At 58.9% G+C, this 18,813-nt stretch carries 20 protein-coding genes; 18 read left to right on the top strand and 2 right to left on the bottom strand.

The features are described 5' to 3' along the window. The first annotated feature begins 25 nt into the window (after positions 1-25). The 11 genes from HP062_RS11990 (at position 26) to HP062_RS11940 (ending at position 8,299) form a co-directional block, all read left to right on the top strand. A complete protein-coding gene (locus HP062_RS11990) occupies positions 26-373 on the top strand; it encodes an Hpt domain-containing protein (RefSeq protein WP_169856641.1) in 348 nt (115 codons plus the stop codon). 105 nt (positions 374-478) lie between these two features. Continuing rightward, on the top strand, positions 479-1,855 hold the full coding sequence (locus HP062_RS11985) for a flagellar hook-length control protein FliK (protein ID WP_172791444.1): 1,377 nt from the start codon (positions 479-481) through the stop codon (positions 1,853-1,855). A 209-nt stretch (positions 1,856-2,064) separates the two neighbouring features. After that, positions 2,065-2,562: a flagellar basal body-associated protein FliL gene (gene fliL / locus HP062_RS11980; RefSeq protein ID WP_077748629.1), complete on the top strand. Its 498-nt coding sequence runs from the start codon at positions 2,065-2,067 to the stop codon at positions 2,560-2,562. A 9-nt stretch (positions 2,563-2,571) separates the two neighbouring features. Continuing rightward, complete coding sequence (gene fliM / locus HP062_RS11975) at positions 2,572-3,540, top strand: flagellar motor switch protein FliM (protein ID WP_010456950.1); 969 nt, start codon at positions 2,572-2,574, stop codon at positions 3,538-3,540. A gap of 65 nt (positions 3,541-3,605) precedes the next feature. Continuing rightward, positions 3,606-4,064 (top strand): flagellar motor switch protein FliN, encoded by a 459-nt coding sequence (fliN, locus tag HP062_RS11970; protein WP_042933032.1) that lies wholly within the window; start codon positions 3,606-3,608, stop codon positions 4,062-4,064. After that, positions 4,065-4,505 carry a flagellar biosynthetic protein FliO gene (fliO, locus tag HP062_RS11965; protein WP_172791443.1) on the top strand — a complete coding sequence of 147 codons (441 nt, stop codon included), beginning with the start codon at positions 4,065-4,067 and terminating at the stop codon, positions 4,503-4,505. Next, positions 4,505-5,263 carry a flagellar type III secretion system pore protein FliP gene (fliP, locus tag HP062_RS11960; protein ID WP_010456947.1) on the top strand — a complete coding sequence of 253 codons (759 nt, stop codon included), beginning with the start codon at positions 4,505-4,507 and terminating at the stop codon, positions 5,261-5,263. The genes fliO and fliP overlap by 1 nt, the downstream gene beginning before the upstream one ends. After that, positions 5,260-5,529: a flagellar biosynthesis protein FliQ gene (gene fliQ, locus HP062_RS11955; protein WP_010456946.1), complete on the top strand. Its 270-nt coding sequence runs from the start codon at positions 5,260-5,262 to the stop codon at positions 5,527-5,529. The genes fliP and fliQ overlap by 4 nt, the downstream gene beginning before the upstream one ends. A 3-nt stretch (positions 5,530-5,532) precedes the next feature. Beyond that, entirely contained in the window at positions 5,533-6,318 is a 786-nt protein-coding gene (gene fliR / locus HP062_RS11950; protein WP_077748632.1) for a flagellar biosynthetic protein FliR, read from the top strand. Positions 6,319-6,321: 3 nt separating this feature from the next. Then, the gene (gene flhB, locus HP062_RS11945) at positions 6,322-7,461 is read left to right on the top strand and encodes a flagellar biosynthesis protein FlhB (protein ID WP_083375988.1); all 1,140 of its coding nucleotides are present in this window, start codon (positions 6,322-6,324) and stop codon (positions 7,459-7,461) included. Between the two features lie 175 nt (positions 7,462-7,636). After that, positions 7,637-8,299, top strand: a complete 663-nt coding sequence (locus HP062_RS11940) for a hypothetical protein (protein ID WP_042933033.1) — start codon at positions 7,637-7,639, stop codon at positions 8,297-8,299. A gap of 139 nt (positions 8,300-8,438) precedes the next feature. Here HP062_RS11940 and HP062_RS11935 read toward each other — a convergent pair whose 3' ends face one another. Then, positions 8,439-9,209 carry a YncE family protein gene (locus HP062_RS11935; protein WP_172791442.1) on the bottom strand — a complete coding sequence of 257 codons (771 nt, stop codon included), beginning with the start codon at positions 9,207-9,209 and terminating at the stop codon, positions 8,439-8,441. Beyond that, positions 9,146-9,784 carry a hypothetical protein gene (locus HP062_RS11930; protein ID WP_172791441.1) on the bottom strand — a complete coding sequence of 213 codons (639 nt, stop codon included), beginning with the start codon at positions 9,782-9,784 and terminating at the stop codon, positions 9,146-9,148. The genes HP062_RS11935 and HP062_RS11930 overlap by 64 nt, the downstream gene beginning before the upstream one ends. A 231-nt stretch (positions 9,785-10,015) precedes the next feature. Between HP062_RS11930 and flhA the strand changes: the two genes are divergently transcribed. The 7 genes from flhA (at position 10,016) to HP062_RS11895 (ending at position 18,810) form a co-directional block, all read left to right on the top strand. Further along, on the top strand, positions 10,016-12,145 hold the full coding sequence (gene flhA / locus HP062_RS11925; RefSeq protein ID WP_010456941.1) for a flagellar biosynthesis protein FlhA: 2,130 nt from the start codon (positions 10,016-10,018) through the stop codon (positions 12,143-12,145). 11 nt (positions 12,146-12,156) lie between these two features. Further along, positions 12,157-13,491 carry a flagellar biosynthesis protein FlhF gene (gene flhF / locus HP062_RS11920; protein WP_083375991.1) on the top strand — a complete coding sequence of 445 codons (1,335 nt, stop codon included), beginning with the start codon at positions 12,157-12,159 and terminating at the stop codon, positions 13,489-13,491. Positions 13,492-13,607: 116 nt separating this feature from the next. Beyond that, positions 13,608-14,438 carry a flagellar synthesis regulator FleN gene (gene fleN / locus HP062_RS11915; RefSeq protein WP_003222917.1) on the top strand — a complete coding sequence of 277 codons (831 nt, stop codon included), beginning with the start codon at positions 13,608-13,610 and terminating at the stop codon, positions 14,436-14,438. After that, on the top strand, positions 14,435-15,175 hold the full coding sequence (fliA, locus tag HP062_RS11910; protein ID WP_007894214.1) for an RNA polymerase sigma factor FliA: 741 nt from the start codon (positions 14,435-14,437) through the stop codon (positions 15,173-15,175). The genes fleN and fliA overlap by 4 nt, the downstream gene beginning before the upstream one ends. A gap of 167 nt (positions 15,176-15,342) precedes the next feature. Beyond that, a complete protein-coding gene (locus HP062_RS11905; protein WP_003183998.1) occupies positions 15,343-15,714 on the top strand; it encodes a chemotaxis response regulator CheY in 372 nt (123 codons plus the stop codon). A 22-nt stretch (positions 15,715-15,736) separates the two neighbouring features. Beyond that, positions 15,737-16,525, top strand: a complete 789-nt coding sequence (locus HP062_RS11900; protein ID WP_010456938.1) for a protein phosphatase CheZ — start codon at positions 15,737-15,739, stop codon at positions 16,523-16,525. Positions 16,526-16,578: 53 nt separating this feature from the next. Beyond that, complete coding sequence (locus HP062_RS11895) at positions 16,579-18,810, top strand: chemotaxis protein CheA (protein WP_083375992.1); 2,232 nt, start codon at positions 16,579-16,581, stop codon at positions 18,808-18,810. Positions 18,811-18,813 lie beyond the last annotated feature (3 nt).

Here is an 18,813-nt window from a genome sequence, read left to right as displayed (position 1 = left end):
CCATTCTTGATCAAGGAGTGAGCAAGTGGCTGACACACATCTGGACCGTGCCGTGCTGAGCGCGCTGCAAGAAGTCATGGAGGGTGATTATCCGATGTTGCTGGATACTTTCATTGCCGATTCCGAAAAGCGCTTGTGCGTGTTGCGAGAGGCTGAAGATGCCGCGCAACTCATGAGCACCGCCCATAGTTTCAAGGGCAGCAGCAGCAATATGGGGGCCGTTCGTCTCGCTGAGCTGTGCAATGAGCTTGAGCAACGCGCCAAGCAAAAAAGCCTCGCCGGTATTGAAAAGCTGGTCGGGGAAATCGACGGCGAATTCGCCATTATCCGACCGCTGTATGAGGCGGAGCGACAGCGCTCTCTTGCTGACTGACGCAACCGTCCGGCGCTTTTAACCTTTGTCGAGCCGAACTGGCTCGACCTTTGCAATCAACTCACTCAACTGTACCTACGATCCCAGTGCAGCGGAGACCGTTTTATGCCCGTTACCCCCCATTCGCTTCTTCAGGCCGCCGCGACGGCCAAGACTCAAGTCGCCTCCGCCAATACCCCGGCGCTGGCCGCTGAGCCAGGGGGCAAGGCGTCCAGCTTCGCTGATGTTTACGCCGATCAAGCCCGGAACAAGCCTTCTGTGGTCGCCGATAAAGCGGCTAAACCGGCTACCGAAAATGCCTCGAAAACCCACGGCAAACCGGATGTCAGCACTGACAAGCCTGCCGCCCCGGAACGGGCGGTTGCCGATAGCGGCAATTCCTTGCCCGCCGATAAACCGGCGCCGACCGATGACACAGCTGCCAGCGACAACCAACCCGAGACGGCTGAAACGCCGGTCGCCGATACGGCGCCTGTCGATCCGAGCCTCGACCCGGCCCTTGATCCTGCGTTGATGCAGGCAGTACAGCCGTCGGTAACCGTACCGGCCGCGCAAACAGCTGCGCCAGTTGTCACGACCGCACAGCCGCAGGCTGAAGCGCCGGTTGCCGCCGCCGTTGTTGCCGCGTCTGTGCCAGTGGAGGCGGCCACTGACGGCGATTTTGATCCCGAAGCTGATCCGCTCGACGCATTGCCCGCCGTGCGCATGGCCATGGAGCAGAGCGGCCACGTATCTGCCAGCAGCCAGGCCCAGTCCAAAGCCACGGCTGCCCAGACCCAGGCTGACGGTGAGCTGACGGCGGCGCAGAACTTTGCCGCCGGCATGGCCAGCATGCTCGACGTGCAAGCCGACAAGGACAGCACCAGTCAGGGCGGCGAGAAAGCCTTCAGCGGTCTGATTGATAGCGGCCTCAAGGATTTGACGTCCGCCAGCAGCGATACCCGTGTCGATGACTTCGCCAACCGTCTGGCGGCACTGACCCAGGCGGCCACCCCGAAAACCGCCAATGCCTTGCCGGTCAACCAACCGATCGCCATGCATCAGAGCGGCTGGACCGAGGAAGTGGTCAACCGCGTCATGTACCTTTCCAGCGCCAACCTCAAGGCGGCCGACATCCAGTTGCAACCGGCTGAACTGGGGCGTCTCGATATCCGGGTGAACATGGTTCCCGACCAGCAGACCCAGGTTACCTTCATGAGCGCCCATCCAAGCGTTCGTGAAGCGCTGGACAGTCAGATGCAACGCCTGCGTGACATGTTCGCGCAACAGGGCATGGGCCAGGTCGACGTCAATGTGTCCGATCAATCCCGTGGCTGGCAAGGCCAGGGCCAGGATCAGGCTCAGCAGGGGCAGGGCGGTCGGACCAGCGCCAATGGAGGTCGTCTTGACTCCATGGATGAAGAGGTCGCAACCGCCGTCGCCGAAGTGGCGGCAACCGCTACCAGCGTGATCGGCTCCAGCGCGGTCGACTACTACGCCTGATCACACCTCTCCTGTAGGAGCGAGGCTTGCCCGCGAAGAATGATGACGCGGTATGGCTGATAAACCGCGGCGCCTGTTTCGCGGGCAGCCTCGCTCCTACAATTGATTGCGTTTCGCTGTCTCCCATACCTCCTCGACACTTCTGGCATAACACTTGCTCTTGCCTTGCCGTGCGACTGTGAAAACCCGAATAGTGACGGATTATTGGCATGGCGAAGAGCGACGCAGTAGTAAAAGAACCCGCAACCAAAGGCAAGGTCAAGCTGATCATTGCGATCGTGGTGGCCCTGTTGCTGGCGGTCGGCATGTCCGTGGGGGCGACCTGGTTCTTCATGCACAGTGCCCAGAGCAAGCCTGTCGCCGCCGAAACCGCTGTGGTCGGCAAGCAGCCAGCGATTTTCGAGCCCATGGCCCCGGCTTTCGTGGCCAACTACAACGTGAACGGTCGCCAGCGCTACATGCAGGTGAGCATCACCCTGCAAGGCCGTAATCAGGTTGATCTGGAAGCGCTCAAAGTGCACATGCCGGTGATCCGCAACAACCTGGTCATGCTGTTCTCCGGCCAGGACTTCGCCACGCTGGCGACCCCGGTTGGCCAGGAGATGTTGCGTCAGAAGGCCACGGCCAGCGTCCAGGAAGTGGCGCAGAAAGAACTCGGCAAAGTGGTTATCGAACAGCTGCTTTTTACTAATTTCGTACTGCAGTAGGAACACGACATGGCCGTGCAGGACCTGCTGTCCCAGGATGAGATCGATGCGCTGTTGCATGGCGTCGACGATGGTCTGGTACAGACCGATAACGCTGCCGAACCCGGCAGCGTCAAAAGCTACGACCTGACCAGCCAGGATCGCATCGTCCGTGGACGCATGCCGACCCTGGAAATGATCAACGAGCGTTTCGCCCGCTACACCCGCATCAGCATGTTCAACATGCTGCGCCGCTCGGCGGACGTTGCCGTCGGTGGTGTGCAGGTGATGAAGTTCGGCGAATACGTGCACTCGCTGTACGTGCCGACCAGCCTCAACCTGGTCAAGATCAAGCCGTTGCGCGGCACCGCGTTGTTCATCCTCGACGCCAAACTGGTGTTCAAGCTGGTGGACAACTTCTTCGGCGGCGACGGCCGTCACGCGAAGATCGAAGGGCGTGAATTCACCCCCACCGAGCTGCGTGTGGTGCGCATGGTGCTGGAGCAGGCCTTCGTCGATTTGAAGGAAGCCTGGCAGGCGATCATGGAAGTGAACTTCGAGTACATCAACTCGGAAGTGAACCCGGCCATGGCCAATATCGTCGGCCCGAGCGAAGCGGTGGTGGTGTCCACTTTCCACATCGAACTCGATGGGGGTGGCGGCGACCTGCACGTGACCATGCCGTACTCGATGATCGAGCCGGTGCGCGAAATGCTCGACGCCGGTTTCCAGTCGGATCTGGACGATCAGGACGAGCGCTGGGTCAACGCCCTGCGCCAGGACGTCCTGGACGTCGACGTGCCGATCGGTGCCACAGTTGCCCGTCGCCAGTTGCGTTTGCGCGACATCCTGCACATGCAGCCGGGTGACGTGATCCCGGTCGAGATGCCGGAAGAGATGATCATGCGCGCCAACGGCGTGCCGGCCTTCAAGGTCAAGATGGGCTCGCATAAAGGCAACCTTGCGTTGCAGGTGATCGAGCCGATCGAGCGCCGCTGATTGGCGCTCCAACCCCCTATTAATTGGCTGCTCTTGATTGAGCAGTTGCCCGCCGAGGACAAATGATGAACGACGATATGAACGCCCAGGACGACCAGGCACTGGCTGACGAATGGGCTGCCGCCCTGGAAGAAACCGGTGATGCCGGCCAGGCCGATATCGACGCCTTGCTGGCCGCTGACGTCGGCAGCTCGTCGTCTAACCGTCTGCCGATGGAAGAGTTCGGCAGCGTGCCGAAGAACCACGACCCGGTCACCCTGGACGGTCCGAACCTCGACGTGATCCTCGACATTCCGGTGTCGATTTCCATGGAAGTGGGCAGCACTGACATCAACATCCGCAACCTGCTGCAACTCAACCAGGGTTCGGTGATCGAGCTGGACCGACTGGCCGGTGAGCCGCTGGACGTGCTGGTCAACGGCACGCTGATCGCCCACGGCGAAGTGGTTGTGGTCAACGAGAAGTTTGGCATCCGCCTGACCGACGTGATCAGCCCAAGCGAACGTATCAAGAAGCTGCGCTAAGTGAAGAGGGTTCTGGGGTTTTTATTGGCGTTGCCGTTCAGCGTTCTGGCCACCGAGCCGGTTGCGACGGCGGCGGCCGCGCCGGCAGTCAGTAGCGGTGTGGCCGGGCAACTGACGCAGTTGGTCTTCGGTTTGCTGTTGGTGCTGGGGTTGATCTTCTTCCTCGCCTGGCTGCTGCGCCGGGTCCAGCAGGCCGGGCCGGCCGGTAAGGGGCAGGTGATCGAGATTGTCGGTTCCCGTGCCTTGGGCCCCCGCGACCGTTTGATGCTGGTGCAAGTCGGCAATGAGCAGATCTTGCTTGGCCTGAGCCCCGGCACGATCACTGCACTGCATGTGCTTAAAGAGTCGATTGAAGTGCCGACCACCACCGAGAAAGCGACCCCGGAGTTTGCCCAGCATCTGTTGAAGATACTCGGCAAGGATCAGAAGGATAAGAAGTAATGGGTGCGTTACGCATCGTCTTGACGCTGGCCCTGATGCTGGTCGCGCCGCTGGCGTTCGCCGCCGATCCGTTGTCGATCCCGGCGATCACCCTGGGTACCAACGCCAATGGCGCTCAGGAATACTCGGTCAGCCTGCAAATTTTGCTGATCATGACCGCGCTGAGTTTCATCCCGGCGTTCGTCATGCTGATGACCAGTTTCACCCGGATCATCATTGTGTTCTCGATCCTGCGTCAGGCCCTGGGCCTGCAGCAGACGCCGTCGAACCAGATCCTCACCGGCATGGCGCTGTTCCTGACCCTGTTTATCATGGCGCCGGTGTTTGACCGGGTGAATCAGGACGCCTTGCAACCGTACCTGGCGGAGAAACTCACCGCTCAGGATGCCGTGGCCAAGGCCCAGGTGCCGATCAAGGACTTCATGCTGGCGCAGACGCGCAGCAGCGATCTCGAGCTGTTCATGCGCCTGTCCAAGCGCACCGACATCGCTTCGCCGGATCAGGCACCGCTGACCATTCTGGTGCCGGCCTTCGTCACCTCCGAGCTTAAAACCGCGTTCCAGATCGGCTTCATGATCTTCATTCCGTTCCTGATCATCGACCTGGTCGTGGCCAGTGTGTTGATGGCCATGGGTATGATGATGCTCTCGCCGCTGATCATTTCCCTGCCGTTCAAGATCATGCTGTTCGTGCTGGTGGATGGCTGGGCGTTGATCATCGGCACCCTGGCAAGCAGCTTCGGCGGTGTGTCGCCATGACGCCGGAAGTGGCGGTAGACATTTTTCGCGAAGCGCTGTGGCTGACCACCATGATGGTGGCTGTGCTGGTGATTCCGAGTCTGCTGGTGGGCCTGCTGGTGGCAATGTTCCAGGCCGCCACGCAGATCAACGAACAAACCCTGAGCTTCCTGCCGCGCTTGCTGGTCATGCTGGTCACGCTGATCGTCGCCGGCCCGTGGCTGGTGCAGACGTTCATGGAATACATCCTGCAGCTGTACGGCAATATTCCTCAGGTCATCGGCTAAACCATGCCGTCGCTGCTGCAGCTGACCGATACCCAGATCAGTACCTGGGTGGCGACGTTCATGTTGCCGCTGTTTCGCATCGGCGCCTTGCTGATGGTCATGCCGGTGTTCGGCACAACCCTGGTGCCCACTCGCGTGCGCCTGTATTTCGCCCTGGCGATCACAGTGGTGATTGCGCCGGGCCTTCCGCCGATGCCGCCGATCAATGCGCTGGATCTGAGTGCGCTGCTGCTAATAGCCGAGCAGATCCTCATCGGTGCGTTGCTGGGTTTCTCCTTGCAGCTGTTCTTCCAGGCGTTCGTGGTGGCGGGGCAGATCGTCTCCATTCAGATGGGCATGGGCTTCGCGTCGATGATCGACCCCACCAACGGCGTCTCGGTGGCGGTGATCGGGCAGTTCTTCACCATGCTGGTGACGCTGTTGTTCCTGTCCATGAATGGCCATCTGGTGGTCTTCGAAGTCCTGACCGAAAGCTTCACCACGATGCCGGTGGGCAGTGGCTTGATGGTCAATCATTTCTGGGAGCTGGCCGGTAAGCTGGGCTGGGTTCTGGGTGCTGCACTGTTGCTGGTACTGCCGGCGATCACCGCGTTGCTGGTGGTCAACATTGCGTTCGGCGTAATGACCCGGGCCGCGCCGCAACTGAACATTTTTTCCATCGGTTTCCCGCTGACCCTGGTGCTCGGGCTGTTCATCGTCTGGGTCGGGTTGGCGGACATCATCAATCAGTATCAACCGCTGGCCTCCGAGGCCTTGCAGTTGTTACGCGAACTGGCACGGGCGCGCTGAGTCATGGCTGAGAGCGAAAGCGGTCAGGACAAAACAGAAGACCCCACGGAGAAACGTAAAAAGGACTCCCGGGAAAAGGGCGAGATTGCGCGCTCCAAGGAGCTCAACACCCTGGCTGTCATGCTCGCCGGCGCTGGCGGGCTGCTGATTTTCGGTGGAGCCCTGGCGCAGGACATGATGGAGCTGATGCGCATGAACTTCACGCTGTCGCGGGAGGTGATTCTGGATCAGCGCAACATGGGCGCCTTCCTGCTGCACTCGGGGCAGATCGCCCTGCTGGCGATTCAGCCGGTGATGATCACCTTGTTGCTGGCCGCGTTGATCGGCCCGATTTCCCTCGGTGGCTGGCTGTTCGCGGCAGGCTCCCTGGCACCGAAATTCAGTCGCATGAACCCCGGTGCGGGGCTCAAGCGAATGTTCTCGGCCAAGGCGCTGGTCGAACTGCTCAAGGCCCTGGCGAAGTTTTTCATCGTGCTGTTCGTGGCGCTGGCGGTGTTGTCTGCCGACATCGACGATCTGATGCGCATTGCTCATGAGCCGTTGGACATGGCGATCATTCACAGCCTGCAAGTGGTCGGCTGGAGCACTTTGTGGATGGCTTGCGGGCTGATCATCATCGCTGCCGTCGACGTGCCGGTGCAGCTGTGGGAAAGCCACAAGAAACTGCTGATGACCAAGCAGGAAGTGCGTGACGAACACAAGGATCAGGAAGGGCGGCCGGAGGTCAAACAGCGCATTCGCCAGTTGCAGCGCGAGATGTCGCAGCGGCGGATGATGGCGGCCATCCCTGAGGCCGACGTGGTGATTACCAACCCGACTCACTACGCCGTCGCCCTCAAGTACGATCCCGACAAGGGCAGCGCGCCGGTGCTGCTGGCCAAGGGCAGTGACTTTCTGGCCTTGAAAATTCGTGAAATCGCCGTGGCCAACAATGTGCTGCTGCTCGAATCGCCGGCCCTGGCGCGTTCGATCTACTACTCCACGGAACTGGAGCAGGAAATCCCCGGTGGGTTGTACCTGGCGGTCGCTCAGGTGCTGGCCTACGTTTACCAGATCCGCCAGTACCGCGCGGGCAAGGGCAAGCGCCCGGATCCGCTGAAGGACAACTTGCCGATCCCACCGGATCTGCGGCGTGATTCCTGATCCCGTTCATCTGAAAACTCTGCAACCCTGTTAGTTCTGACAGTAGACGGTCAGCACCCGCTTGCGCTGTCATACCCGTGGGAATTCTCCCGATCAACGTCCTTGCAGTGGTGTTCTGATCATTCGACTGGAGCGCCAAGGATTGGTGTTTGCGTCTGTTCTAGAGGGAATAATCATGACCGAGCGTCTCTATCGAAAACTGCAGGGTATGGAGTTGAAGTTTGTTTCGGGTGTTCTGAAGGATAAGCCGACAGAAAGCGCTATCGGTTATTCGGTCACATTCAGAATGTCGCTGGATTTCGCGTGTTTTGTGCAGATGGCCAATGCTCATATACCTGGATATTTAAACTTTCCAAAAAATGCCATCAGGCCCTCGTTGGAAGGGTTCGCCAGCCATGACAGCTTCAACTATTTAGAAGATTCGGCCGGAAAAATCGGTAGCACAGAGGAGTTGTGCCGCCTTTTTACGGATCCAGAAAACTACAACGATCAGTGGTCCGCCGGGGTCTTGCAGCGACGCCCTCACAAACCTGAATTCTCATTTGTCGATGGGCAACTGCAAGTGGTCGCCACAGTAGATTATCGCCATTCGAAAAAACGCCCGATTCTGGTGAGTGATTTGCCGGTCATTAAATTTCAATGGGCATTAGACCTGTTGCTGGGGCACAACATGGCGGGTGATTCCCTTGCGCCGGGGACAGTCGTCATACTTGGCTATGCCTTGGAGGAGTTGGTGGAGGCGGAGGGATTGCAGATGAATAAAGGTACACGGTACATGGTTGGCAGAACGCTTGATTTCGGTGCCATCCGTGAGGCGCAGATTCTGACGGCGGGATGATTGAGCGCTGGTGTGTGATGTTTTTGTGCCTGACGACCGCTGACGTGAGCCCTTCTGTTTCGAACCTCCCTGCGCAAAAGTTGCGAAGGGAGACCTGCAGTTGGAAAACTGCAGGTGAGTAGGCTTTTATCCTGGGGTTCTAATAGAAATAAAGCACAAAGATGCCGTTGTCAGGCCGCGCAAGCACCTCTCTCAGGTTGTTCTTTCCTGTATCGATTTTCTGGATAACCTCCAGGCTTACAGCATCCAGAACCCAGATGAACGCGGAGGTAAACGTAACGACATAGAGGTGCTTGCCGTCGGCGCTCACCGACACATGTCTCGGCGATTTTTCGCTCCAGGCAACATTGATGATTTTGTTGGTAGCCGTATCAATTACCGCAATTTCGCTAGCACTGATATCGGCCACATAAAGGCGAGTACTGTCCTGGTTCAGGGCCATCGAGTAGGCAGATCCAGTGATCGGTATTCTTGCGACAGTTTTCAATTTTTCAGTGTCAATGACGTCAATAGCGGTTGGATCGGAGTCCGACTCCGCGTCGCCCCCGTGGGCAAGGTACACACGCGAACCGCTGGAATTGATAGCGAGGCCAAAAGGCCACGGATTGATCGGCAGCGACAGGACAATGGACTGAGTGCTTGTATCGACTGCTTTCAAGTACCCATTGATTCCCAGTGTGTTACAGGCATAGAGACGTTCGCTGCTTGAACTCACCACCATATAAGGTGAGCCGGATTCGAGGTCGGCGCCTTTCTTGATGTCGTGAGTTTTAGTGTCGATCTCCCAAATGTAATTCGAGTAACGACTGTTGACGTAAGCATGGTCACCGTTCGGGCTTAAGCCACCTAACGTTTCGCCTCCCGTTTCAGGTGAGTAGCTGTGAACGATTGTCTGAGTACGGGTATCCATTGCGCGGACATAACTGACGCTGCCATCCGGGGATTGAACGAAATACAGCCGTGAAGCATCCCGGTTGAGGGTGAGGCCGTGGATGCCCTGGACCATCTGTATATTGTCGTTCGCCCGCGTCGCCAGGGGGCAGCGTGCGGGTAGCTTATCTGGATCTGCGCAAATGGGCCGTGGTGACGGGAGGTCACCTTTTCCAGGCGCAGGTCTGTCAGAGACCTGAGTGCAACGTGAATCTCTGCGCGTTGCTCGCATGTTTGAAATGGCTGGTTGTTGATTTTTACTCGATAGCTCAGTTCATGTCGGCCTTCGGTGAGGTCCTCGGGTTTCACATGGATCATCAAAGGCGATCCGGCATCCGCAGTTGTGATGATGTGTCGAGCAATGACTTTGTCGTCGAGCAGTAGCTCCAGTTCGTTGTCTGAGGCTAAACACGGGTCGGCAATGGTTACGTTCACCCCATTGTAGGGAAAGAAGTCTTCGCGGGAGGCAAGCCTGATTCCGGTGTCTTTCCAGTCGAGAGTGTCGAGATTAACTTTCACCGACGGTGCAGTCAGTGACGTGCGTGTGTTGTTCATGGGGCAATTCCTGTCGCTGCGATTGGTCTTTCATTGAAGGTCAATGCGCGGCACACGGCTACTGTCAGAACTAACAGGTACGAATGCTTTTTGGATCAGTGGTCACAAAGGTTGCGCCTGCAATCCACTACGTATTCCCCGCTCCGGCAAAAGTTGGAAGGCTTCTTGCAGTAGCCGCTCTGCGCCTGCTTCAGGCGTCAAAAGTTTGCTTTAAAGGAACGGGGAAAACCGGTGGATCGCTCTCAGTTACTCAGCACCGCACGCACAAACGTTGCCGACTTAAGTCGGGGCAACCTGGGTGTGCCGTTGTTGCTGCTGGTCATGTTGGCAATGATGATGTTGCCGATCCCGCCGTTCCTGCTGGACGTGTTTTTCACGTTCAACATCGCGTTGTCGATTGTCGTCTTGCTGGTTTGCGTCTACGCCTTGCGGCCGCTGGATTTTGCAGTGTTCCCAACCATTCTGCTGGTGGCAACGTTGTTGCGACTGGCGCTGAACGTGGCCTCCACCCGAGTGGTGATGCTCCACGGACAGGACGGTCATGCTTCCGCCGGTAAGGTGATCCAGGCCTTCGGCGAGGTGGTGATCGGCGGTAACTACGTGGTTGGTATCGTAGTTTTCGCGATCTTGATGATCATCAACTTCGTCGTGGTGACCAAGGGCGCCGGGCGGATTTCCGAGGTGAGCGCACGTTTCACCCTCGATGCGATGCCCGGCAAACAAATGGCAATCGACGCCGACTTGAACGCCGGCCTGATCGACCAGAACCAGGCCAAACTGCGCCGGATGGAAGTCGCCCAGGAAGCCGAGTTCTACGGTTCGATGGACGGTGCCAGCAAATTCGTGCGCGGTGACGCCATCGCCGGCCTGCTGATTCTGTTCATCAACCTGATCGGCGGCATGGCGGTCGGTATCTTCCAGCACGGCATGACCTTTGGTGATGCCGGCCGGGTTTACGCCTTGTTGACCATCGGTGACGGTTTGGTGGCGCAATTGCCATCACTGCTGTTGTCGACAGCGGCGGCAATCATGGTGACCCGTGCTTCCGGTTCGGAAGACATGGGCAAACAAATCAATCGGCAGATGTTCGCCTCGCCGAAAGCGTTGGCCGTGGCGGCGGGTTTGATGGCAGTGATGGGCCTGGTGCCCGGCATGCCGCACTTCTCCTTTCTCAGCATGGCGGCCCTGGCTGCTGGCGGCGCGTACCTGTTCTGGAAGAAGCAGAACGTGGTCAAGGTTCAGGCCCTGCAAGAGGTCAAGCGTCAACAGGAGCTGCTGCCATCGCCGGCTCGCGCGATGGAAACCAAGGAACTGGGTTGGGACGACGTGACACCGATCGACATGATCGGGCTGGAAGTCGGCTATCGCCTGATTCCTCTGGTGGATCGCAATCAGGGTGGTCAGTTGTTGGCGCGGATCAAGGGCGTGCGCAAGAAGCTGTCCCAGGACCTGGGCTTCCTGATGCCGACTGTGCACATTCGTGACAACCTCGACCTGGCCCCGAGTGCTTACCGCCTGACCCTGATGGGCGTGATCCTGGCAGAAGCCGAGATTTACCCGGATCGCGAACTGGCGATCAACCCGGGGCAGGTCTACGGCACGCTCAACGGCATAACCGCCAAAGATCCGGCTTTTGGCCTGGAAGCGGTCTGGATCGAAATCAGCCAGCGTGCCCAGGCGCAATCGCTGGGTTACACCGTGGTGGACGCCAGTACGGTCGTGGCGACGCACTTGAACCAGATTCTGTACAAGCACTCCAGCGAACTGATCGGTCACGAAGAAGTCCAGCAACTCATGCAATTGCTGGCCAAAAGCTCGCCGAAGCTGGCCGAAGAGCTGGTGCCGGGTGTGGTCTCGCTGTCGCAGTTGCTCAAGGTGCTTCAAGCGTTGTTGGCCGAACAGGTGCCGGTGCGGGACATTCGCAGCATCGCCGAGGCCATCGCCAACAATGCTGCCAAGAGTCAAGATACTGCCGCTTTGGTGGCCGCGGTGCGCGTCGGCGTATCCCGCGCAATCGTCCAAAGCATTGTAGGGACTGACTCCGAGCTACCAGTTATCACGCTGGAGCCAAGGTTGGAACAGATATTGCTCAATAGTCTTCAGAAGGCAGGACAAGGCTCGGAAGAGGGTGTTCTGCTGGAGCCAAGCATGGCTGAGAAACTGCAACGTTCGTTGATCGATGCGGCGCAGCGTCAGGAAATGCAAGGTCAACCGGTGATTCTGCTGGTAGCCGGTCCGGTTCGCGCGATGCTGTCGCGATTCGGCCGACTGGCAGTGCCGGGTTTGCATGTGTTGGCTTACCAGGAAATTCCTGACAACAAGCAAGTGACCATCGTTGCGACAGTAGGGCCCAACGGCTGAGGTAGTGGTTTATGCAAGTTAAGCGTTTTTTCGCCGCCGATATGCGTCAGGCCATGAAACTGGTTCGTGATGAGCTGGGCGCTGATGCCGCCATTATTGGCAATCGCCGGATCGCCGGTGGTGTCGAGCTGACGGCTGCCCTGGATTACAAATTGTCGGCGCTGGCCCCGCGTGTTCCGAACATGGAACTCGAGGATGAGCTGCGCAAGACCCAGTCGCGGATCGTCACCGCCCAGGCCGAATTGAGCCTGCGTGGCGAAGGCGAAACCGAAGGCGACAAGACCACCAATCGCCAGTTGTTCGCCGGCCTGCCGTTGACCGCCGCCGAGCCGCTGATCGAGCCGACGTATGCCGAACCTCGTCGCTCGGCACCAACCCCGGCACCTGCCGCTGGCGGCGTCGATCCGCGGGCGTTCGATTCGATGCGTTTCGAACTCAACAGCCTGCGCGAATTGATGGAAGTACAACTCGGCTCCCTGGCCTGGAATCAGCTGCAAGGCAGCCGTCCAGCCCAGGCCAATCTTTGGCGTCGCCTGCAACGCATCGGCCTGTCCGGCCCGTTGTCCCGCGACTTGCTGGCGATGATTACCGACATCGACGAACCCCGTCAGGCCTGGCGCATGTTACTGGCGCACCTGGCACGGATGATTGCCACACCGGAAGTCGAACCACTGGAAGAGGGCGGCGTGATTGCCATGGTCGGCCCTGCCGGCATGGGCAAGACCACCACCCTGGCCAAGCTCGCGGCCCGCTACGTGCTCAAATACGGCGCGCAAAACATCGCGCTGGTGAGCATGGACAGCTACCGTATCGGTGCTCAGGAACAATTGAAGACCCTGGGCCGGATTCTCAACGTGTCGGTAACCCACGTCGATCCGGGCCAATCTCTGGTGCAGGCGCTGGACCCCTTGCTGCGCAAGCGCGTGGTGCTGATCGATACCGCCGGCCTCCAGGCCAGCGATCCAGCCCTGCGCATGCAGCTCGAAAGCCTGGCCGGACGGGGCATCAAGTCAAAAAATTATCTGGTTCTGGCAACCACCAGCCAGAAACAGGTTCTAACGGCCGCTTATCACAGTTACAAGCGCTGCGGGCTCGCTGGCTGCATCCTGACTAAACTGGATGAAACGGCAAGTCTGGGCGAGGTGTTGAGCCTGGCGATCAGTCATGAATTGCCGGTGGCTTACCTGACCGATGGCCCGCGTATTCCGGATGATTTGCATCTGCCGCGTCGTCATCAGTTGGTCAGTCGTGCCGTCAGCGTGCAAATGCAAGAAGAACCCAGCGAAGAAGCCATGGCTGACATGTTCGCTGATATTTACCACAGCCCGACCAAGCAGGTTGGCTGAGGTGCTAATGAACCGTTTTTGTACCTACATCGATGGTCTGCCATGCATTGTTCAGTTATTGAGCGCGCAGCCAGTAATGTGGCCTCCGTCTATGCAAGACAAGGTAAAGAAATAACATGGGCAGCATGCATCCCGTACAGGTGATCGCGGTGACCGGCGGCAAAGGTGGCGTCGGGAAGACTAACGTGTCAGTGAACTTGTCCCTGGCTCTAGCTGAGCTCGGCCGGCGCGTCATGCTGCTGGACGCCGATCTGGGGCTGGCGAACGTCGACGTCCTCTTGGGGCTGACACCCAAACGTACCCTGGCCGACGTGATCGAAGGCCGCTGTGAGCTGCGCGACGTTCTGTTGCAGGGCCCCGGCGGTATTCGCATTGTCCCGGCCGCGTCCGGCACACAGAGCATGGTTCATCTGAGCCCGGCTCAACACGCCGGCCTGATCCAGGCCTTCAGCGATATCGGCGACAACCTCGATGTCTTGGTGATCGACACCGCTGCAGGTATTGGTGACTCGGTAGTCAGTTTCGTCCGCGCAGCGCAAGAGGTCTTGCTGGTGGTGTGCGACGAGCCGACCTCGATCACCGACGCCTACGCGCTGATCAAACTGCTGAACCGCGATTACGGCATGAACCGCTTCCGCGTCCTGGCCAACATGGCCCAGAGCCCGCAGGAAGGTCGCAACCTGTTCGCCAAGTTGACCAAGGTCACGGACCGCTTCCTTGACGTCGCCTTACAATACGTCGGCGCGGTGCCTTACGACGAAAGCGTGCGCAAGGCCGTGCAGAAACAGCGTGCCGTCTACGAAGCCTTCCCGCGTTCCAAGTGCGCCCTGGCGTTCAAGGCCATCGCGCAGAAGGTCGACACCTGGCCGCTGCCTGCCAACCCGCGTGGGCACCTAGAGTTTTTCGTCGAGCGCCTCGTGCAACAGACCGCAGGACCCGTCCTATGACAGCCAGTGGCTACAACCTCTACAAGAAGTCGGCACGTGACGCGCAGTACGAGCTGATCGAGCGTTACGCGCCACTGGTCAAACGCATTGCTTACCACTTGCTGGCGCGTCTGCCGGCCAGTGTTCAGGTTGAAGACCTGATCCAGGCCGGGATGATCGGCCTGCTGGAAGTATCGACCAAATATGACGCCAGCAAAGGCGCGAGTTTCGAGACGTACGCGGGCATTCGAATCCGCGGCGCGATGCTCGATGAAGTGCGCAAGGGTGACTGGGCGCCACGCTCGGTTCACCGCAATACCCGCATGGTTAGTGACGCAATTCGCTCGATTGAAGCTAAAACCGGTCGAGACGCTAAAGATCATGAAGTTGCGGCCGAACTCCAATTGAGTCTCGACGATTATTACGGGATTTTGAACGACACCCTGGGCAGCCGGTTATTCAGTTTCGACGATCTGTTGCAGGACGGCGAACACGAAGGGCTGCACGAGGATGGCGCGAGTGCACATCTGGAGCCGTCACGCGATCTGGAAGATGAACGCTTCCAGGCCGCGCTGGCGGACGCGATTGCCAATTTGCCGGAGCGTGAGCGACTGGTGTTGGCGCTGTACTACGACGAAGAGCTGAACCTCAAGGAAATCGGTGAGGTCCTGGGGGTCAGCGAATCGCGGGTCAGCCAGTTACATAGCCAGTGCGCGGCCCGTTTGCGGGGGCGTTTGGGGGAGTGGCGAGCGCGCTGAAGGCAGTGTGGGGGCACTGCGAACGAGGCCGGTGGGGTGTTGAACTGCACCGGTCGCGATCTGTTGTGCTCCAGACAGTCATCGAGTGCATTGCCGGATTGATTGAAATGGCGCGTCCAGGTGCTGGGCGCGTTTAAGACTGCTTGGAGGTCGAATTGGACAAGAACATGAAAATCCTCATCGTTGATGACTTCTCAACGATGCGGCGGATCATAAAAAACCTGTTGCGTGACCTTGGGTTCACCAACACGGTCGAGGCCGACGATGGCACTACTGCCATTCCGGTTCTCAACAGCGGGAGCATCGACTTTCTGGTAACGGACTGGAACATGCCTGGCATGACCGGTATCGATCTGCTGCGTCACGTGCGCGCCGATGAAAAGCTCAAGCACCTGCCGGTGCTGATGGTGACCGCCGAAGCCAAGCGCGAGCAGATTATCGAAGCAGCCCAGGCCGGTGTTAACGGCTATGTGGTCAAACCCTTTACGGCCCAGGCGTTGAAAGAAAAAATCGAGAAGATTTTCGAACGCATCGGTTGATCCACTGCGCCACGGGGGAGCTATGGAGCATAACGAATCTTCACTGGGCGATTTTGAATCGACCCTGAAAAAACACGCGGTCGAACTGGTCGAAAGCCTTGAAAAGGGCAGGTTCGGCGACGCTGTGCAACTGATCCATGAGCTCAATCAGACCCGTGACCGCGGCCTGTACCAGGAAGTGGGCAAGCTCACTCGCGAGCTGCATAGCGCGATCGTCAATTTCCAGATTGACCCGAACATGCCGCAAGCCGAGGAAGTGTCGCAGATCACGGACGCCACCGAGCGCCTGGGGTATGTGGTCAAGCTGACCGAGGCTGCGGCCAACCGCACCATGGACCTGGTGGAAAACGCCACGCCGCTGGTCAATGGCCTGAGCACTGAAGCTCAGGCATTGAGCACCGACTGGGGGCGCTTCATGCGTCGCGAAGTCGGGGCTGAAGAGTTTCGCGAACTGGCCCGGCGAGTCGACGGTTTCCTGACACGCAGCAGCGAAGACAATCGCACGGTGTCGAGCAACCTCAACGACATATTGCTGGCCCAGGATTACCAGGACCTCACCGGTCAGGTGATCAAACGCGTGACCCAATTGGTCACCGAAGTTGAAAGCAACCTGCTCAAGCTTGTGCTCATGGCCAGTCAGGTAGACCGCTTTGCGGGTATCGAACATGACCGTGAAGCGATGCTCGCTGAAAAAGATCCGCAAAAACATCTCTCTCAGGGTGAAGGTCCGCAGATTCATGCCGATAAAAGAGAAGACGTTGTGTCCGGTCAGGACGATGTGGACGATTTGTTATCCAGCCTAGGATTTTAGAGTTTTAGCATTTTAGGTTTTTTAGGTTTTTAGACCTCAGGAGCACCCCCTTAATGAGCTTCGGCGCCGATGAAGAGATCCTTCAGGATTTCCTGGTTGAGGCCGGCGAGATTCTAGAGCAACTGTCCGAACAGCTGGTCGAGCTTGAAAGCCGACCGGATGATGCGGACTTGCTCAATGCAATTTTTCGCGGTTTTCACACTGTAAAAGGGGGCGCCGGCTTCCTCCAGCTCAACGAGCTGGTGGAGTGCTGTCACATCGCCGAGAACGTGTTCGACATCCTGCGCAAGGGTGAGCGTCGCGTCGACTCGGAACTGATGGACGTGGTTCTCGAAGCGCTGGATGCGGTGAACAGCATGTTCACCGAGGTCCGCGAACGCAGCCCGATTACGGCTGCCACGCCTGAATTGCTCGCGGCACTGGCCCGTCTGGCCGAGCCGCAAACGGCTGATGAATCCGCACCGGTTGCTGAAGTGGTCGAAGCACCTGCTGCTGAAGAATCGGGCGACATCACTGATAACGAATTCGAGCAATTGCTGGACTCGCTGAACGCCGTCAAGGCTCAAGCCGAAGCGCCGGCGGTTGCTCCAGTGGCGGCTACCGATTCGGCGGCCGGCGACGAAATCACCGATGCCGAGTTCGAGTCGTTGCTCGATCAACTGCATGGCAAAGGCCAGTTCGCCGTCGACGCGGTGGCACCGTCCACTGCACCGGCTGCTCCGAAAGCGGCCGGCGACAGCTCTGATATTACCGACGACGAATTCGAAGCACTGCTCGACCAGTTGCACGGCAAGGGCAACTTTGCGGTGGACGCGCTGGAGTCGGCCATTGCCGCCGTACCCGCCTCGGCTGCGCCAACCGCGAAAGCGGCCGGTGGTGATCTGATCTCCGATCACGAGTTCGAGTCGCTGCTCGACGAATTGCATGGCAAAGGCAAATTCACTGAAGTCGGCACAGGTGCTGCGGTGGCTGCTCCAGCCGCCAAGGCTGCTGCACCGAAACCGGTTGCCAAGACTCCCGAGCCGAAAGGCGAAGCGCCGAAACCGGCGGCTGCCGCTGCACCGGCTCCAGCCCGCGCACCGTCCGCGCCGCCACCGGAAAAACCGGCCAGTGAAGCCGAGACCACCGTGCGGGTTGATACCGCGCGTCTCGACGAAATCATGAACATGGTCGGCGAACTGGTATTGGTGCGTAACCGCTTGGTCCGTCTGGGCCTCAACAGCGGCGACGAAGCCATGTCCAAGGCTGTGTCGAACCTCGACGTGGTCACGGCCGACCTGCAGACCGCGGTCATGAAGACCCGGATGCAACCGATCAAGAAAGTCTTCGGGCGCTTCCCGCGCCTGGTTCGCGACCTGGCTCGCCAGCTCAAGAAAGAGATCAACCTGGAGCTGGTCGGCGAAGAAACCGACCTCGACAAGAACCTCGTCGAGGCCCTGGCCGATCCGCTGGTCCACTTGGTGCGCAACTCGGTCGACCACGGCATTGAAGAGCCGGCCGAGCGCGAAGCGATGGGCAAACCTCGCAGCGGCAAGGTGATCCTGTCGGCAGAACAGGAAGGCGACCACATCCTGCTGTCCATCTCCGATGACGGCAAGGGCATGGACGCCGATGTTCTGCGCGGCATTGCCGTGAAGAAAGGGTTGATGGACAAGGATGCCGCGGATCGCCTCAGCGAGTCCGACTGCTTCAACCTGATCTTTGCGCCGGGTTTTTCGACCAAGACCGAAATTTCCGATGTCTCCGGACGCGGCGTGGGCATGGACGTGGTGAAAACCAAAATCGCCCAGCTCAACGGCACCATCAATATTTATTCGACCAAGGGCAAAGGCTCGAAGATCGTCATCAAGGTCCCGTTGACCCTGGCGATCATGCCGACGCTGATGGTCATGCTCGGCAACCAGGCGTTCGCGTTCCCGCTGGTGAACGTCAACGAAATCTTCCACCTCGACCTGTCGCGCACCAACGTGGTGGACGGCCAGGAAGTGGTGATCGTGCGGGACAAGGCTCTGCCATTGTTCTACCTCAAGCGCTGGCTGGTCAGCTCCGCCGCTCACGAAGAGCAGCGCGAAGGCCACGTGGTGATCCTTTCGGTGGGTACTCAGCGGATCGGCTTCGTCGTCGACCAGCTGGTGGGCCAGGAAGAAGTGGTCATCAAGCCATTGGGCAAAATGCTCCAGGGAACCCCGGGCATGTCGGGCGCCACCATTACCGGTGACGGTCGCATCGCGCTGATTCTCGATGTTCCGAGCATGCTCAAGCGTTACGCCGCACGGCGTATTTGATTC

Origin of the sequence: Pseudomonas sp. B14-6, assembly GCF_013260315.1 — a bacterium.
Taxonomy (GTDB): domain Bacteria; phylum Pseudomonadota; class Gammaproteobacteria; order Pseudomonadales; family Pseudomonadaceae; genus Aquipseudomonas; species Aquipseudomonas mandelii.
This window is presented reverse-complemented; position numbering and strand designations above follow the sequence as displayed.